The 15,246-nt window shown below is 66.5% G+C and carries 13 protein-coding genes and 2 tRNA genes; 3 read left to right on the forward strand and 12 right to left on the reverse strand.

The genetic code is table 11. The features are described 5' to 3' along the window. Window positions 1-1,229: 1,229 nt before the first annotated feature. The 5 genes from mobA to clpX all read right to left on the reverse strand — a co-directional run bounded on the left by mobA (window position 1,230) and on the right by clpX (window position 7,714). On the reverse strand, window positions 1,230-1,835 hold the full coding sequence (gene mobA / locus A5756_RS24205; RefSeq protein WP_066958359.1) for a molybdenum cofactor guanylyltransferase: 606 nt from the start codon (window positions 1,833-1,835) through the stop codon (window positions 1,230-1,232). A 1-nt stretch (window position 1,836) separates the two neighbouring features. After that, window positions 1,837-2,928, reverse strand: coding sequence for a 2-oxoacid:ferredoxin oxidoreductase subunit beta (locus A5756_RS24210; protein ID WP_066958361.1), 1,092 nt, complete (start codon window positions 2,926-2,928; stop codon window positions 1,837-1,839). Continuing rightward, on the reverse strand, window positions 2,925-4,898 hold the full coding sequence (locus tag A5756_RS24215; RefSeq protein WP_156659799.1) for a 2-oxoacid:acceptor oxidoreductase subunit alpha: 1,974 nt from the start codon (window positions 4,896-4,898) through the stop codon (window positions 2,925-2,927). Before A5756_RS24215 ends, A5756_RS24210 begins: the two co-directional genes overlap by 4 nt. Before the next feature lie 238 nt (window positions 4,899-5,136). Then, window positions 5,137-6,387 (reverse strand): MFS transporter, encoded by a 1,251-nt coding sequence (locus tag A5756_RS24220; protein ID WP_156659801.1) that lies wholly within the window; start codon window positions 6,385-6,387, stop codon window positions 5,137-5,139. A gap of 46 nt (window positions 6,388-6,433) precedes the next feature. Then, a complete protein-coding gene (gene clpX / locus A5756_RS24225) occupies window positions 6,434-7,714 on the reverse strand; it encodes an ATP-dependent Clp protease ATP-binding subunit ClpX (RefSeq protein WP_066958367.1) in 1,281 nt (426 codons plus the stop codon). Window positions 7,715-8,035: 321 nt separating this feature from the next. Between clpX and mmuM the strand changes: the two genes are divergently transcribed. Next, a complete protein-coding gene (gene mmuM, locus A5756_RS24230) occupies window positions 8,036-8,911 on the forward strand; it encodes a homocysteine S-methyltransferase (RefSeq protein ID WP_369817343.1) in 876 nt (291 codons plus the stop codon). Between the two features lie 9 nt (window positions 8,912-8,920). On the opposite strand, the gene clpP2 is transcribed toward mmuM, so the two are convergent. The 4 genes from clpP2 to A5756_RS24250 all read right to left on the reverse strand — a co-directional run bounded on the left by clpP2 (window position 8,921) and on the right by A5756_RS24250 (window position 11,825). Continuing rightward, entirely contained in the window at window positions 8,921-9,565 is a 645-nt protein-coding gene (gene clpP2, locus A5756_RS24235) for an ATP-dependent CLP protease proteolytic subunit ClpP2 (RefSeq protein WP_066958371.1), read from the reverse strand. Further along, a complete protein-coding gene (clpP1, locus tag A5756_RS24240; RefSeq protein WP_066958374.1) occupies window positions 9,562-10,152 on the reverse strand; it encodes an ATP-dependent CLP protease proteolytic subunit ClpP1 in 591 nt (196 codons plus the stop codon). Before clpP1 ends, clpP2 begins: the two co-directional genes overlap by 4 nt. Window positions 10,153-10,278: 126 nt before the next feature. Continuing rightward, on the reverse strand, window positions 10,279-11,682 hold the full coding sequence (gene tig / locus A5756_RS24245; protein WP_066958376.1) for a trigger factor: 1,404 nt from the start codon (window positions 11,680-11,682) through the stop codon (window positions 10,279-10,281). 66 nt (window positions 11,683-11,748) lie between these two features. After that, a tRNA-Pro gene (locus A5756_RS24250) sits at window positions 11,749-11,825 on the reverse strand. A 148-nt stretch (window positions 11,826-11,973) separates the two neighbouring features. Here A5756_RS24250 and A5756_RS24255 point away from each other — a divergent pair. Both A5756_RS24255 and A5756_RS24260 read left to right on the forward strand, forming a co-directional pair. After that, window positions 11,974-12,044: transfer RNA gene (locus tag A5756_RS24255), tRNA-Gly, on the forward strand. A gap of 32 nt (window positions 12,045-12,076) precedes the next feature. Beyond that, window positions 12,077-13,255, forward strand: a complete 1,179-nt coding sequence (locus A5756_RS24260) for a serine hydrolase domain-containing protein (RefSeq protein WP_066958378.1) — start codon at window positions 12,077-12,079, stop codon at window positions 13,253-13,255. Window positions 13,256-13,276: 21 nt separating this feature from the next. On the opposite strand, the gene A5756_RS24265 is transcribed toward A5756_RS24260, so the two are convergent. Genes A5756_RS24265 through A5756_RS24275 form a run of 3 tightly spaced genes read right to left on the reverse strand, consistent with a single transcriptional unit; the run spans window position 13,277 to window position 15,223 of the window. Next, window positions 13,277-14,086, reverse strand: a complete 810-nt coding sequence (locus A5756_RS24265; RefSeq protein WP_066958380.1) for an Fpg/Nei family DNA glycosylase — start codon at window positions 14,084-14,086, stop codon at window positions 13,277-13,279. Window positions 14,087-14,092: 6 nt separating this feature from the next. Continuing rightward, a complete protein-coding gene (locus tag A5756_RS24270) occupies window positions 14,093-14,572 on the reverse strand; it encodes a ribose-5-phosphate isomerase (protein WP_066958382.1) in 480 nt (159 codons plus the stop codon). A gap of 27 nt (window positions 14,573-14,599) precedes the next feature. Then, window positions 14,600-15,223 carry an Rv2466c family mycothiol-dependent reductase gene (locus tag A5756_RS24275; protein ID WP_066958384.1) on the reverse strand — a complete coding sequence of 208 codons (624 nt, stop codon included), beginning with the start codon at window positions 15,221-15,223 and terminating at the stop codon, window positions 14,600-14,602. Window positions 15,224-15,246 lie beyond the last annotated feature (23 nt).

Raw genomic sequence — 15,246 nt, forward strand, 5'->3', positions numbered from 1 at the left:
CGTCCGGAGCCGGCGGGGCGTCGGGAGCCGGGGGCGGCGGCGCGTCCGGCGCCGGGGCGGGCGCCATGTTGGGGTCGAAACCCATCGGCTCCGCAGTCGCGGTGGCCGACGGGATGGTCACGAGGGTGCCCGTGACCGCGGCAAGAACGAGCGTCTTACGGACGTTCTTCAATATCTTTCCTTTCGCGGTGCGCGCGCGCCAAAGCAAGCCCACGGGGGTGGGCTGACGGTTTCTGGTTGATGCGGAAACCTGCTTCGGAACGTGCCGGCTTGTTCCGGCACGACAGCGGTGGGCTCGAATCGCCCGGCGGACTGCTACCCGCCGGCCGCGGACTGGCCTTCGCCGTCCGCAGCCCCGCTCACACGCGGGTCCGTGATTCTGTTTTCAGTTACTGTTCCGTAACCCGTTGCGGGCTAACAGGGACCGTACGAGAACGAGCCGCGTTCGTCATCTTCGGAAGACGGCCATCTCGTTTCGGTAACGGGGTGATCACGGCGCAATACCGTCGCCATTTCGGCAGGTCAGCTGCGTGATTTCGAGAAGTACCCAACAATCGCGCGGCGTTTCAAATCGTGAGCCGAATCACGCCCATTTTGTGAACTGGCGCACGTATTTGCGCTACCACGTTTGGGCCGTTTCGGGTCCAACGGACCCAGGTCCGCTGTCGCGAAGCGGCGCAGCCTACAACAAGTTACGTTGCCCCGTCGCGCGCCACGCCTGACCACGGGAACGAATTGTGTTGCGCTGCTGGCTAACTTGCATCGTTCAAATAGCGGGCGTTGACACCCGTAGCCGTCCCCGCGCCGGAGGCGGTAATGTGCTGAAATTTGTTCCTGCATAATGCTTTTCGACAATTATCTGCCCGCGATCGAGGCCACGGCCGCGGAGGGCGACTGCTCCGCCGGACGCCTCCGTCAAACCGTCCGATTCGGCCTTGCCGATTTGCTCACGAGATCTGTGATTTCGGTCGACGCCGGGCGCATAGACACGGCGTCTTTCGATAAAGCGGTGGGCAATTGGCCTGAAACTCGTGGTGCGCCAACAGATCACGGTGCGCCGCCGGATTGCCTATTCCCCCGACGGCGAGTCGCTTAGCCCGATATCGAAGCGAGGACGAGCACTCGTCTTATGTCGAATAGGCTCGCGCATTCTCGGGCGTGGGCAGTGCCCGAATTTACGCAGAATTCATCCGACGCGATTTCGCCGCGCTGGTGGCGCGAGATTGCCGTCAGCTGCGGGGCTGTGCGAGGGCGCGGAGCTCCGCGTCGGTGTTGACGTTGGTCAGCCACCGCGATTCCGACGTCACGACGCGCTGGGCATCCGATGAGTCCACCAGGGCGCGCATTTTGCGCTCGCCGGCGGCCACCAACGCGTCGACCCGGTCGGCCAGGTCCGTCCGGTACACCGCGGCAAGGTAGTGGTCCTGGCCGTCCCAGGGCAGCACCACTTCCGCACCCGTCTCCAGCGCCCGGCGGGCGAGGTCGTCGATGAGTTCGACGGCCAGGAACGGCATGTCGACGGCGCAGACGAAGGCGAGGCGGGCGCCGGCATCGGCGGCCGCGCGCAATCCCCGCCCCGTCGCCGGCAACGGGCCCAGGCCGCGCAGTTCGTCGCGCATGACCCGAGCGTGCAGTTCGGGCAACGGCTGCCCTTGGGCGGCCATGACAAGGACTGGGTCGCAACGCTGTTGGAGGATGCCGACGACGTGTTCGACCATCGTGGTTGCATCGGAGCCCGCGGACCCGGGGACGGGCAGGCTCGCTTTGTCTCGCCCCATCCGTTGCGATGCGCCGCCGGCGAGCACTACGCCGGCGAGTGAACTCGTTTCGCCCACGTCAGTCGACGGTCCAGGTGTCGCGCCCACGCAGCAGCGACTGCAGGGCGGCGTCGTCGAACGGCTTCGCGGCGCGGGCGGCCTGCACCTGCGAGCGCGCCGCGTCGTCGTAAGTGGGGCGGCTGACATCCCGGAAGATTCCGAGCACGGTGTGATCGAGGTTCTGATCGGAGAGCCGCGACAGCGCGAAGGCGTAGGCCGAGTCGTCGGTGTGCGCGTCGTGCACCATGATCTCGTCGACGGACACGTCGGCGGTCTTGGCGAATTCGAGGCCGAAGCCGGACTTGACCACGCAGTACTCGCCGTCGGCGCCGAAGGTGATGGGGTCGCCGTGGCGGATATTGATCACCCGTTCCTCGGCGCCCTCCTTGCGCAGCACGTCGAAGGAGCCGTCGTTGAAAATCGGGCAGTCCTGCAGGATTTCGACCACCGCGGCGCCGCGGTGCTCGGCGGCGGCGCGCAACACCTCGGACAGTCCGTTGCGGTCGGAGTCGAGGGCGCGGCCGACGAACGTCGCCTCGGCACCCAGCGCCAACGACACCGGATTGAACGGGTGGTCCAGCGATCCCATCGGGGTGGACTTGGTGATCTTGCCGACCTCCGACGTCGGCGAGTACTGGCCCTTGGTCAGCCCGTAGATCCGGTTGTTGAACAACAAGATCGTGATGTTGACGTTGCGGCGCAGCGCGTGGATCAGGTGGTTGCCGCCGATCGACAACGCGTCGCCGTCACCGGTGACCACCCACACCGAGAGGTCCTCGCGGGCCAGCGCCAGACCGGTCGCGATGGCCGGCGCGCGCCCGTGGATGGAGTGAAATCCGTAGGTTTCCAAGTAATACGGGAACCGGCTCGAGCAACCGATGCCGCTGATGAACACGATGTTCTCGCGACGCAGCCCGAGCTCGGGCAGGAAGTTGCGGATGGTGTTGAGGATGACGTAGTCCCCACACCCGGGGCACCAACGGACCTCTTGGTCACTGGTGAAGTCCTTGCCCTTCTGCGGCTGATCCGTGGTGGGCACACCGTCGTTCTTCTTCAACCTAGGGGTCAGCCCTAGGTCCGTGCCCGCCAGATTTCCCACCAGGTCGGTCATTCGATAGCTCCCGCTCCAACCGTTGCTGCCGCCATTCTGGCGACCATCGTCTTGTCTTGCTCGATTTCGGCCAGCGTGCCGCCCTCCGCAGCGCGGATGACACGCCCGATCTCGTCGGCGAGGAATGCGACACCCTGGACCTTGCTAACCGATTGCACGTCGACCAGATACTTGCCGCGGAGCAACAGGGCGAGCTGGCCCAGGTTCATCTCCGGGCACACCACCATCGGGTAACGCCGCAACACATCGCCCAGGTTCGCCGGGAACGGGTTCAGGTAGCGCAGGTGGGCGTGCGCGACCTTGACGCCCTTGCGCCGCGCACGCCGGCAGGCTTCACCGATCGGGCCGTACGAGCTGCCCCAGCCGATCAGCAGCAGCTCGGCGTCTCCGGTCGGGTCGTCAACCTCGAGGTCGGGAACCGATATGCCGTCGATCTTGGCCTGGCGCAAGCGAACCATGAGGTCGTGGTTGACCGGCTCGTAGGAGATGGCGCCCGAGCCGTTAGCCGCCTCCAGGCCACCGATCCGATGCTCGAGGCCGGGGGTGCCCGGCACAGCGAATTGGCGCGCGAGCGTCTCCGGATCGCGGTTGTACGGCTGGAACGGCTCGTCCGGCTTGGCGAACGTGTGCTTGATCGGCTGCAGCGTGCTGACGTCCGGAATGCGCCACGGCTCCGAGCCGTTGGCGATTGCGCCGTCGGACAACACGATCACCGGGGTGTGGTAGGAGACCGCGATGCGTACCGCCTCGAGCGCGGTTTCGAAGCAGTCGGACGGCGAGCGTGGCGCCAGCACGGCAACCGGCGACTCCCCGTTGCGGCCGTACAGCGCCTGCAGCAGGTCGGCCTGCTCGGTCTTGGTCGGCAGGCCGGTCGAGGGGCCGCCGCGCTGAACGTCGATGACCAGCAAGGGCAATTCGGTCATCACCGCGAGACCCAACGCTTCCGACTTGAGCGAGATCCCCGGGCCCGACGTGCTCGTGACGCCCAGAGCACCGCCGTACGAGGCGCCGATTGCGGCGCAGATGCCGCCGATCTCGTCCTCGGCCTGGAAGGTGATGACGTTGAAGTTCTTGTGCTTGGACAGCTCGTGCAGGATGTCCGACGCCGGCGTGATCGGATAACTGCCGAGCACCACCGGAATGTTGGCCAGCTGACCCGCCGCGACGATGCCGTAGGACATCGCGGTGTTGCCGGAGATCTGCCGGTATTCGCCAGAGGGCAACGTCGCCCGCGAAACCTCGTAGGTGGTGCCGAACGCCTCGGTCGTTTCGCCGTAGTTCCAGCCCGCCTTGAGCGCCAAGACATTGGCCTCCGCGATGTCGGGCTTGCGGGCGAACTTCTCCCGGATGAACTTCTCGCTGGTCTCGATCGGCCGGCCGTACATCCACGACAGCAGACCCAGCGCGAACATGTTCTTCGCGCGCTGGCCGTCTTTCTTCGACGCGCCGATCGCCTCAACCGCGCCCAGCGTCAGCGTGGTCATCGCGACGGAATGCACGACGTAGTCGGACAACTCGTCGGACTCGAGGGGGTTCGTTACGTAGCCCACCTTGGTCAGGTTGCGCTTGGTGAACTCGTCGGAGTTGGCGATCACCATGCCGCCGCGCGGCAGGTCGCCCAGGTTGGCCTTGAGCGCCGCCGGGTTCATCGCGACGAGCACGTCTGGGCGGTCACCGGCGGTCAGGATGTCGTAGTCGGCGATTTGGATCTGAAAGGACGAGACCCCGGGCAGGGTGCCTGCGGGGGCGCGGATCTCCGCGGGATAGTTCGGCTGGGTCGCCAGGTCGTTGCCGAAAAGCGCTGCCTCCGAGGTGAACCGGTCACCGGTCAGCTGCATGCCGTCGCCGGAGTCCCCGGCGAAGCGAATGACGACTTGCTCCAGGCGCTGGCGGTCGGACCCGCCACCGGAAGGCGACCCGTTCGAGCCGTTGTGAGAATCAGATCCGGCTCCGCTGCCGTTCGGATCCACGTATCCGCCTTCCATTCGTCGGATAGGCACTTCGCTGCTGAAGCTTTACGTTACGCGCTGTTCAAGCGAGTCCCGCGCCCTCGCGCTGTGTGTCACTGGTGGTACCAATTATGGCACTTCTTTAAGAGACTCTAAGACGAGAATGGCCGTCTCTAAACCATTACACGCAGCGGTTTTCACCTAAAACCGATGTCAGCCGGGGGACGGTGGCGCCGACACTTCAAAAGTGTGGTATTGGTCACTCTTCCGCGACGGCGGCCAATTCTCTGGGCGCCGTTTCGGGCATCGCGATCAGGTACAGGAAGAAGCCCACGCCCGCGAGCGCTCCCAGGGAAGCGAAGGCGGCGTCGTAGCCGGCGGCCACCACGATCCAGCCCGCAACGAGGTTGGAAACCGAGGCGCCTATCCCCGTCGCGGCCGTCACGGCGCCGAGGCTGACATTGAACCGGCCGGTGCCGTGCGTCACGTCTTGGACCACGAGGGGAAACAGCGCGCCGAACACGCCGGCCCCGATGCCGTCAAGCAGCTGGACGCCGACCAACCAGTACGGGTTACCGGACAGGGTGTAGAGAAATCCGCGGGCGGCCAAGACCGCGAAGCCAACCAGGAAGATCGGCTTTCGTCCCCACGAATCGGCCTTGGTTCCGGCGAAGTAAGCCACCGGCACCATGACCACCTGCGCGGCGACGATGCAACCGGCCATCAGGGCGGTCCCGACGTCCTTGTTGTGCAGCGCCAGCAGCTGGCCGACCAGCGGCAGCATTGCCGCATTGGCGAAGTGGAACGCAATGACCGTCGCGGCGAAGATCATCAGCCTGCGGTTGTGCAGCAGCGCCGCCATCCGCGACGGCGTCTCGTGCGGCCCTCCCCGCACGTGATCCATGCCCCGGGCGACGTCATGGTCGATCGCATCGCCCGGAATCCGCAGCGTCGCAAGCACACTGGCGGCCGCCATGACGGCAAGCACCCAGAACACCACCACCGGGCCGAAGAAGTAGGCCAGCCCGCCGGTAATGGCGGCGGCCGACGCGTTGCCCGCGTGGTTGAACGACTCGTTGCGCCCGATCCGCCGGGAAAAGTAACGGGGACCCACGACGCCCAAGGTGATCGCGGCCAGCGCCGGGGCGAAGACCGAGCCGGCGATGCCGGTGAGGGCCTGCAATACCGAGATCGAGTAGAAGCCGGGAAACAACGGCATCGCCAACGAACCGACCGTGATGGTCAACGCCCCGACGATGATCAGCGCCCGTTTGGCCGTGCTCCGATCCACCAACGCGCCGGCCGGCGCCTGCGCAACGATCGCCCCGATCCCCCCGACCGCCATGACGAACCCGATCGACGCCTGATCCCAATGGTGGGCCAGCAGCAAGTAGATCGACAGGTAGGGGCCCAGCCCGTCGCGCACATCGGCCAGCAGGAAGTTCACCAGGTCGAGCGCGCCCGTCAGCCGGCGCGGTACGGGGCTGGCGGTGGCAGCGGCGGCCGGCATGCGCATCTAGTACCCAAATGCGCGGCGGCTCGACCGCCGGGGAGTGTTAGGCGCTCTTGTCGCGACGCTCGGTGCGCGACGGCTTGCGCGGCACGATCGTCGGCAGCACGTTGTCCTGCACGGTCTCCTTGGTCACTACGACCTTGGCGACGTCGTCGCGGCTCGGGATGTCGTACATCACCGGCAGCAGGACCTCTTCCATGATGGCGCGCAGACCGCGGGCGCCCGTGCCGCGGTGGATCGCCTGGTCGGCGATCGCCTCCAGCGCGTCATCGGTGAATTCGAGCTCGACGCCGTCCATCTCGAACAGCCGGGTGTATTGCTTGACCAGAGCGTTCTTCGGCTCGGACAGGATCTTGACCAACGACTCCCGGTCCAGGTTGGTCACCGAGGCGACCACCGGCAGCCGGCCGATGAACTCGGGGATCAGGCCGAACTTGATCAGGTCCTCGGGCATGACGTCGGAGAAGTGGTCGGTGGTGTCGATTTCGGCCTTCGAGCGGACCTCGGCGCCGAAGCCCAGGCCCCGCTTGCCGACGCGCTCGTAGATGATCTTCTCCAGGCCGGCGAACGCCCCCGCGACGATGAACAGCACGTTGGTGGTGTCGATCTGGATGAACTCTTGGTGCGGGTGCTTGCGGCCGCCCTGCGGGGGAACCGACGCCTGCGTGCCCTCCAGGATCTTCAGCAGGGCCTGCTGAACGCCCTCGCCGGAGACGTCGCGGGTGATCGACGGGTTCTCGCTCTTGCGGGCGATCTTGTCGACCTCGTCGATGTAGATGATTCCGGTCTCGGCGCGCTTGACGTCGTAGTCGGCGGCCTGAATGAGTTTGAGCAGAATGTTCTCGACGTCCTCACCGACGTAACCGGCTTCGGTCAGCGCGGTGGCGTCGGCGATGGCGAACGGGACGTTGAGCATCTTGGCGAGCGTCTGGGCGAGGTAGGTCTTGCCGCAGCCGGTGGGACCGAGCATCAGGATGTTGGACTTGGTCAGCTCAACCGGCTCGTGCCGGGAGTCGCGGCCCTTCTCCCCGGCTTGGATGCGCTTGTAGTGGTTGTAGACGGCGACGGCCAGCGTCCGCTTGGCGGTGTCCTGCCCGATGACGTAGCCCTCCAAGAATTCCCGGATCTCAACCGGCTTGGGGAGTTCGTCAAGTTTGACGTCGTCGGCGTCGGCCAGCTCCTCTTCGATGATCTCGTTGCAGAGGTCGATGCACTCGTCGCAGATGTACACACCGGGGCCAGCAATGAGCTTCTTGACCTGTTTCTGGCTCTTCCCGCAGAACGAGCACTTCAGCAGGTCACCGCCGTCTCCGATGCGCGCCATGGTGCTTAGGTGCCTACTTCCTTTTCGCCGTTCGTCTTGCTGTGCCGCATGTATGCCCCGACGCTACCCGCTAGATCGGGCCCGACGCGACCGTTAAGGCCGAATCGCGTCGGTGGTATTCATGCTGTCCGTCTGGATGAAACATATAGCCACACGGCGCCCGTCACTCGCGAAAGGCGCGCTTTGCGTGTCTTTGGCGTGTCGCGGTCGTTACCCAACCGAGGCTGGTGCGGCGACCGATTTCCACTTCCGCTGGAGATGCCGACCCGGGTAGAGCATGGGCAGATCCCCAAGAAATCACCCTACAGTGGCCGGGTGGAATTGGCTCTGAACAGCGGGTCGGTCCTGATCAACGATGGCGGCCTGGCGACCGAGCTGGAAGCGCGCGGGCATGACCTCTCCGACCCGTTGTGGTCGGCCAGGCTACTGGCGGACGACCCGCACGAAATCGTCTCCGTTCACGCCGCGTTTTATCGCGCCGGTGCCGCGATCGCGACGACGGCGAGCTACCAGGCGTCGTTCGAGGGCTTCGCTTCCCGCGGGATCGACCGAGCGGAGGCCGCCGGGCTACTACGTCGCAGCGTCGAACTTGCGAAGACCGCGCGTGACCACGCGGGCGCGGGCGGGCTCGTCGCCGCCTCGGTCGGCCCGTACGGCGCCGCACTGGCCGACGGATCGGAATATCGCGGACGCTACGGCCTGTCCGTCGCGGCTTTGCGGCGATGGCACCGACCCCGGCTGGAGATCCTGGCCGACGCCGGCGCCGACGTGCTGGCGTGCGAGACCGTGCCCGACATCGACGAGGCCGAGGCGCTGGTCGATCTGGTCGGTTCGGTCGGCGCGCCGGCCTGGCTCAGCTACACCATCGACGGCACCGGAACCCGGGCCGGGCAACCGCTGGCCGAGGCGTTCGCCGTCGCCGCCGGGGTGCGCGAGATCGTCGCGATCGGCGTCAATTGCTGCGCACCCGAGGACGTGCTGCCGGCGATCGAGATCGCCGCGGCAGCCGGCAAGCCCGTGATCGTCTACCCCAACAGCGGCGAGCGTTGGGACGGCCGGGGCTGGGCGGGGCGGCGTTCATTTTCGGCGCGGCTGGCCACGCAGTGGGTGGCGGCGGGGGCACGCCTCGTCGGTGGCTGCTGCCGGGTCGGGCCGGCGGACATCGCCGACGTCGCGGCCGCCTTGCGCCCGGCGTGACCTACAGACCTACGCGTTCTGCGCGGAGAGCTTCCGGTACTCCAGGACGGTGTCGATGATTCCGTAGTCCTTCGCCTCTTCGGCGGTAAGGATCTTGTCCCGGTCGGTGTCCTTGCGGACCGTCGCGGCGTCCCTGCCGGTGTGGCGGGCCAGCGTGGTCTCCATCAGCGTGCGCATCCGCTCGATCTCGGCGGCCTGGATCTCTAGATCGGAGAACTGGCCCTGGATCACACCCTGAAGCGACGGCTGGTGGATCAGCACCCGCGCGTTGGGCAGCGCCATCCGCTTGCCGGGAGTGCCCGCGGCGAGCAACACCGCCGCGGCAGAGGCGGCCTGGCCCAGGCACACCGTCTGAATGTCGGCGCGCACGTACTGCATGGTGTCGTAAATCGCCATCAGCGAGGTGAATCCGCCGCCGGGCGAGTTGATATACATGGTGATGTCGCGGTCGGGGTCCAGCGACTCCAACACCAGTAGCTGCGCCATGATGTCGTTCGCCGAAGCGTCGTCCACCTGGACGCCGAGGAAGATGATGCGCTCTTCGAACAGCTTGTTGTAGGGATTCGACTCCTTGACGCCGAAGCTGGAGTGCTCGATGAACGACGGCAGGATGTAGCGCGCCTGCGGCTGGATCTGAGGGTTATGGGTACTCACTGGGCTTCTCCGTTGGTGATGTGGGCGGCGCGCGTGATGATGTGGTCGACGAACCCGTATTCCAGTGCTTCCGGGGCGGTGAACCAGCGGTCACGATCGGAATCGGCCTCGATGCGTTCGATCGACTGCCCGGTGAATTCCGCGTTCAGCCGGAACATCTCCTTCTTGATGACGTGGAACTGCTCGGCCTGGATGGCGATGTCGGCCGCGCTGCCCGTCACCCCGCCGAGCGGCTGGTGCATCAGGATGCGCGCGTGCGGCAGCGCGTAGCGCTTGCCCTTCGTGCCGGCCGCGAGCAGGAACTCGCCCATCGAGGCCGCCATGCCCATCGCGTAGGTGGCGATGTCGCAGGGCGCCAGCACCATGGTGTCGTAGATGGCCATGCCGGCGCTGATCGATCCGCCCGGGGAGTTGATGTACAGCGAGATGTCCTTGTCGGCATCCTCTGCGGCGAGCAGCAGGATCTGCGCGCACAGCCGGTTGGCGACCTCGTCGTTCACTTCCGAACCCAGGAAGATGATGCGCTCGGAGAGCAAGCGCTCATAGACCGAGTCCGTGAGGTTGAGCCCTTGCGAGGGCGAACGCATGTCAGACACGACTGGTTTACCTGCTTTCTCGAGTTCTTCTATGCACCGACACTAACCAACCGAGCCCACTGTTTCGCGGTCACGCTCCCCCTCAATTGGGCGCTTTCGCTCACAGCGTCAAACCGGTCACTCCGTTTCGTCGCCGGGGGCCTCAGCTTCGTCGGCGTCTTCGGCTTCCTCGGCCTCGCTTGTCAGCTCGGCCTCGTCCGAACGCTTGCCGAAGAACTCACTGGTGTCGATCGCGTTGCCATCGGTGTCGGTGACCGTCGCCGCCCGCACCACCTCGGCGATGGTCAGCCCGCGCCGCACGTCGGCGAACATGGCCGGCAGCTGGTTGTTCTCCTGCAGGTAGCCCAACAGCTGCTGCGGCTCGATGCCGTATTGCCGCGAAGTCGCGACCAGTCGTTCGGTCAAGTCGTCCTGGCCGACCTGGACCTCCAGCTCGTCGGCCAGCGCATCCAGCAGCAGCTGCTTCTTGACGTCCGTCTCCGCGGCGGTGCGCGTCTCGGTCTCGAATTCTTCGCGGGTCTTTCCCTGCCCGGCGAGCGCCTCTTCGAGCTTGGCTTCGTCGTGGTCGAGGCTGTGTAGCGCGTCGTGGAGCGAGCTGTCGACCTGCGCCTTGACGATCGCTTCCGGCAGCGGCACATCGACCTGTTCGAGCAGCGTGTCCAGCGCTGCATTACGAATCTGGTCGGCCTGCTGGGCGCGCTTGACCCGCCCAACCTGGTCGCGCAGGCTCGACCGGAGCTCCTCGATGGTGTCGAACTCGCTGGCCAGTTGGGCGAACTCGTCATCGGGCTCGGGGAGTTCGCGTTGCTTGATCGACTTGACCGTGACCGTCACCTGCGCGTCCTGCCCGGCGTGCTCGCCGGCCGCCAGCTGGGCGGTGAACTCCCGGGACTCATCGACGGACAGTCCGACCAGGGCGTCGTCGAGGCCGGCGATGAGCCGGCCCGACCCGACCTCGTGGGACAGGCCCTCCGCGGCGGCCCCCGGCACCTCTTCGCCGTTGATGGTGGCGGACAGATCGATGGAGACGAAGTCACCGGTGGCCACCGGACGGTCGATGCCGGTCAGGGTGCCGAACCGGGTGCGCAGTGACTGCAATTCGGCGTCGACGTCTTCGTCGCTGACGTCGATCGGGTCCACCGAGATCTTCAGCGCGCCGAGGTCCGGCAGCTCGATCTTGGGGCGGACGTCGACCTCGGCGGTGAACGCCAGCTCCTCGCCGTACTCCTTCTTGGTGACCTCGATCTCGGGCTGGCCGAGGGGCTGCACCTCCGAATCGACGACCGCCTGCCCGTACCGGGCGGGCAGCGCCTCGTTGACGACCTGGTCGAGGAGGGCCTCCCGGCCGAACCGGGCCTCCAGCAACTTCGCCGGCGCCTTGCCGGGCCGGAAGCCGGGAAGCCGCACCTGCTTGGCCAGCTCCCGGTAGGCGCGCTGGAAATCGGGCTCGAGTTCGGAGAACGGCACCTCCACGTTGATGCGGACCCGGGTGGGGCTCAGCTGCTCGACGGTGCTCTTCACGGGGGTGCTCCTCGGTGGTCGTTCCTGGCGTTCGGTGGGCCGTGTGCATGCGGCACGGGGTCGTGCTGGTCGGGGTGACAGGATTTGAACCTGCGGCCTTCCGCTCCCAAAGCGGATGCGCTACCAAGCTGCGCTACACCCCGCGCTGACCTCGATGATCCTAAGGCCCCTCACGTCCGGGTTAGCCACGGGCTTCGCGGCGACCTCGCGGACCCTCACGGAGCGATCACAAGACCGCGTCGATTAGATTTGATCTTCGTCGACAGCTACAGTCACGCTCGACTAGCACATGCGGGCGTAGCTCAATGGTAGAGCCCTAGTCTTCCAAACTAGCTACGCGGGTTCGATTCCCGTCGCCCGCTCGGGGTAAGGATCTGCTCCATAGAGAGGCGCCATGAGCGACGTCAAAATCCATGGCTCATGCGCGTCGGACTTCGTCGGAGTGCGCGACGCGTTCGAGCGCAACTTCGCGCTGGGCGATGAAGTTGGCGCGGCCGTCGCTGCGTGGGTGGACGGGTCCCTCGTCGTCAATCTCTGGGGCGGCTATGCCGACGCCGCCCGTACCCGGGCCTGGCAGCAGAACACCCTGACCACGGTGTTGTCCGGCACCAAAGGCCTGTCGGCCACCTGTGTCCACCAGCTGGCCGACCGCGGCGAGCTGGATCTGCAGGCCCCGGTCGCCCATTACTGGCCCGAGTTCGCGCAGGCGGGCAAACAAGACATCACGCTGGCGATGGTGATGAGTCACCGGTCCGGCGTGATAGGCCCCCGAACCCGGCTGCGCTGGGAAGACGTCGCCGACTGGGATTTCGTCTGCGCGCAGCTGGCCGCCGCAGAACCTTACTGGGCGCCGGGCACCGCCCAGGGCTACCACATGACCACCTTCGGCTTCATCCTCGGTGAGGTGTTCCGCCGGGTCACGGGCCGGACGATCGGCCAGTACCTGCGCACCGAGATCGCCGAACCGTTCGGCGCCGACGTCCACATCGGGCTGTCCCTCGCCGAACAACGCCGCTGCGCCGAGCGGGTCAACAAACCACACGCCCGCGACCTGCTGGCCGACGCGCAGGCGCCCGGCTACCCGGCCAGCCTGGCCGAGCACCCCAAGGCGGGGCTGTCAATCTCCATGGGCTTCGCCCCCGACGACGAGCTGGGCTCCCACGACCTGCAGCTGTGGCGCGAACTCGAGTTCCCCGGCACGAACGGTCAGGTGTCGGCCCTGGGATTGGCGACGTTCTACAACGCGCTCGCCCAGGAGAAGGTGCTCAGCCGCGAGCACATGGACCTGGTGCGGGAGTGCCAGGGCGGCCAGGAGACCGACTTGGTGCTCGGGCCACGGGTCGCCGATCACGGCTGGGGTTTGGGCTACATGCTCAACCAGCGGTGCGTCAACGGGCCCAACCCGCGGATCTTCGGCCACGGTGGCCTCGGCGGCTCCTTCGGGTTCGTCGATCTGGAACACCGGATCGGCTACGCGTACGTGATGAACCGTTTCGACGCCACCAAGGCCAACGCGGACCCGCGCAGCCTCGCCCTGAGCAACGAGGTCTACGCCGCGCTGGGCGTCACCTAGGTTCAGCGCAAACGCGGCTTGTCATTTCTGACAGCTGGGGCACCAGAACACGTTTCGGCCCTCCAACACGGCCGTGCGGATCGAATCTCCGCAGACCCGGCAGGCCTCGCCGGCGCGCCGGTAGACGTATGTCCGGGGCCGCCCGGCCCGGTAAGACGGGGCTCCGTGGTCGTGCTCGGGCCGCACCACGATGATTTTGCCGCGGCGCAAGCCGACCTTCATCAGCGCCACCAAATCGGTCCACGCCGCGTCGAACTCCGCCTCGCCGATATCCCGGCCGGCGCGGAACGGGTCGATGCGGTGGCGGTAGAGCAGTTCGTTGCGGTAGACGTTGCCCACGCCGGCGACGATGGTCTGATCCATCAGTAGTGCGCCAATGGGTCTGCGGGACTTTGTGATTCGGTTCCAAGCCCAGGACGGATCCGCGTCGTTACGCAGCGGATCGGGACCGAGCCTGGCCAGCACGTCGGAAACCTGGCCCTCGTCGATCACCTCGCAGACCGTGGGGCCCCGCAAGTCGGTGCCGTAGTCGGCGCCGACCATCCGCATCCGCACCTGCCCGACCGGTTCGGGAAGGACCGCGTCCGCGCGTGGCCATTCGGTGAAGGCACCGTAGAGGCCGAGGTGCACGTGCACGATCGGTCCGCCTTGAAGGGGCTCGTAGTGGTGGAACAGGTGTTTGCCCCAGACGCTGGTGCGGCGCAACACGCGGCCGTCCACCAAGGCCGAATCGACGAAGCGGCCCTGCGGGCTCGACACCGCAACGGGCGCCCCACCGAAGCGGCGCTGATGCAGCCGGGCCAGCCGGTGCAGGGTATGCCCTTCGGGCATGGCGTCTCAGCCCTGCGCGCCGGGCACCGGGGGCGCCTGGTGAGTGCGCTCGTACTCGGCGAGGATGTCGATACGCCGTTGGTGGCGTTCGGCTTTGGACCATGGCGCACGCAGGAAGGCGTCCACGATGGCCAACGCCTCGGGGACGGTGTGCATGCGACCGCCGATCCCGATCAACTGGGCGTTGTTGTGCTCGCGGGCCAGGGTCGCCGTCTCGACGCTCCACCCGAGCGCGCAACGGGCTCCCGGCACCTTGTTGGCCGCGATCTGTTCGCCGTTGCCCGAACCGCCCAGCACGATGCCCAGGCTGCCGGGGTCGGCCACCGTGCGCGTCGCGGCCGCGATGCAGAACGCCGGGTAGTCGTCCTCGGCGTCATAGGTGAAGGCGCCGCAATCGATCGGCTCGTGTCCGGACGCTTTGAGGTGCTCGATGATCTGCTGCTTGAGCTCGAATCCGGCGTGGTCAGAGCCGAGGTAGACGCGCATGCCCGCAATCCTTACACGGGCCGCTCATCAGTCGAATTCGGGCTTCTCGGTGCGAGTCCGCTTGAGCTCGAAGAAGTGCGGGTAGGACGCGAAGGTCACCGACGCGTCCCATAGCTTGCCGGCCTCCTCGCCGCGAGGGATCTTCGAGAGCACGGGCCCGAAGAACGCCACCCCGTTGACGTGAATGGTCGGCGTGCCTACGTCGTCGCCGACGGCGTCCATGCCGGCGTGGTGACTCTTGCGCAGCGCGTCGTCGTACGCCTCGCTGTGCGCGGCCTCGGCGAGTTCCGCGGGCAGGCCGGCGTCGGCCAGTGACAACTTGATGACTTCCTCGAGGTCCTTGTTGTCCTCGTTGTGAATCCGGGTGCCCATCGCGGTGTACAGCGGGTCGAGCACGCCTTCGCCGTGGGCCTGCTCGGCGGCGATCGCCACGCGCACCGGACCCCAGGCGTGCTTCATCATTTCGCGATATTTGTCGGGCAGGCCTTCGCGGTTCTCGTTGAGGATCGCCAGGCTCATGACGTGAAAGTGCACCTCGATGTCGCGGACCTTCTCCACCTCGAGGATCCAACGCGAAGTGATCCAGCACCACGGGCACAGCGGGTCGAACCAGAAATCGGCTTGGTCTTTCTCGGCGGCCTTCTCAGCCATAGCGCAGTCCTCTCGTCGGTCGG

Origin of the sequence: Mycobacterium sp. 852002-53434_SCH5985345 (genome assembly GCF_001667155.1) — a bacterium.
Taxonomy (GTDB): Bacteria; Actinomycetota; Actinomycetes; order Mycobacteriales; family Mycobacteriaceae; genus Mycobacterium.